A 1,758-nucleotide genomic window follows, 5' to 3' on the forward strand; every position below is an offset into this window, starting at 1 on the left:
AATATCAATGAGCAAGGCGAAAAGATAGTTGCGGTATCGGGTTGGCAATCAGGTGGTGGTAAAACGCTTGAGTCCTTAGTGGCAGAGTTTGAGACTGTTGGTCTTAAACATGCGCTAGTGACCGATATTAGCCGCGACGGCACCTTAAAAGGCGCTAATAATGCGCTTTATCAAGAAATAAGCGCCACCTATCCAGATATTAACTGGCAAGCATCTGGCGGCATCGCAACTCTTGCAGATGTTACCGCAGTAAAAAACAGTGGTGCCAATGGTATTATCATAGGCAAAGCCCTGCTTATTAATCAATTTACGGTTAAGGAGGCAATTGAATGTTGGCCAAACGCATAGTCCCTTGTTTAGATGTTAAAGAGGGAAAAGTGGTTAAAGGTGTGCAATTTCGAAACCATGAAATTGTGGGCGATATAGTGCCCCTCGCCGCTCGTTACGCTGAAGAAGGCGCCGATGAGTTGGTGTTTTATGACATCACTGCCAGTGCGCATGATCGCGTCATTGATAAATCTTGGGTTAGCCGTGTTGCTGAACGTATTGATATCCCTTTCTGTGTTGCGGGTGGGATAAAAACCATCGAACAAGCCCGTGAAAAGTTAGCGTTCGGTGCTGATAAAATATCAATTAACTCACCCGCCTTAACCGATCCTAGCCTGATTGAACGACTGCAGGATGAATTTGGTCGCCAATGTATCGTCATCGGTATCGACTCCTACTACGATGACATCAGTGATAGCTATAAAGTAAAGCAGTTTACGGGCGATGAGTCCGCAACCAAAGACACTCAATGGTATACCCCCGATTGGGTTGAAGAAGTGCAAAAACGAGGTTGTGGCGAAATAGTGCTTAATGTGATGAACCAAGATGGTGTTCGTCAAGGCTATGATATCAAACAACTGTCGATGATCCGTTCACTGTGTGATGTTCCGTTAATCGCCTCAGGAGGCGCAGGCACAATGGCACACTTTAAAGATGTATTTACACTCGCCAATGTTGATGCAGCATTAGCTGCCAGTGTATTTCATAAAGGGATCATTGATATCCAAGCATTAAAGCGCTATCTGCGCGATAACAATATTGCCGTACGTATCTAAATTGATCCGAATAAATAGACCTAATTAAGGATGTAATATGACATCGCTTTACCAATCACAGCAAGAAGACCGTGAATTACTGAGTCAATTAGACTGGGCAAAAACAGATGGTTTAATCCCCGCCGTGGTGCAAAACCACTTAACGGGTAAAGTCCTTATGCTGGGCTATATGGACCAAGCAGCCTTAGACAAAACCTTGTCCAGTGGTCAAGTGACTTTTTATAGCCGCAGTAAAAAGAGGTTATGGACCAAAGGTGAAACCTCTGGCAACACGTTGGATTTAGTCGCTCTTGATATGGATTGCGACAACGACAGCTTATTAGTGCAAGTGATCCCCAATGGACCAACTTGCCACAAAGGCACACAAAGTTGCTGGAAAGACGGTAAAGCCCACAGCTTTATTGATAACCTCAGTACATTAATCGCCTCACGAAAAGGGCAGGATCCCAAATCAAGTTACACCGCATACCTGTTCGACCGAGGCACTAAGCGAATTGCACAAAAAGTCGGGGAAGAGGGACTTGAAACAGCCTTAGCAGCCGCCACTAATGACAAGCCAGAGTTGATTGATGAAGCCTCAGATCTCATCTACCACTTACTGGTGTTATTAGAAGATCAGTCGCTATCACTTGAAGATATCACCGCCAATTTAATG

Annotated in this window: 3 protein-coding genes; all 3 read left to right on the forward strand. The window is 44.7% G+C overall.

Annotated elements, in window-relative coordinates; translation table 11 throughout:
• On the forward strand, positions 1–348 hold a 348-nt coding region (locus CXF82_RS01335; protein WP_257982706.1), incomplete at its 5' end, for a HisA/HisF-related TIM barrel protein.
• Complete coding sequence (gene hisF / locus CXF82_RS01340) at positions 330–1,103, forward strand: imidazole glycerol phosphate synthase subunit HisF (protein WP_101091197.1); 774 nt, start codon at positions 330–332, stop codon at positions 1,101–1,103. The genes CXF82_RS01335 and hisF, both read left to right, overlap by 19 nt.
• A 37-nt stretch (positions 1,104–1,140) precedes the next feature.
• Positions 1,141–1,758 (forward strand): bifunctional phosphoribosyl-AMP cyclohydrolase/phosphoribosyl-ATP diphosphatase HisIE (gene hisIE, locus CXF82_RS01345; RefSeq protein WP_102043549.1); only part of this gene is annotated, 618 nt, incomplete at its 3' end.

Origin of the sequence: Shewanella sp. GutDb-MelDb (genome assembly GCF_002836075.1) — a bacterium.
In the GTDB taxonomy this organism is placed as follows: Bacteria; Pseudomonadota; Gammaproteobacteria; order Enterobacterales; family Shewanellaceae; genus Shewanella.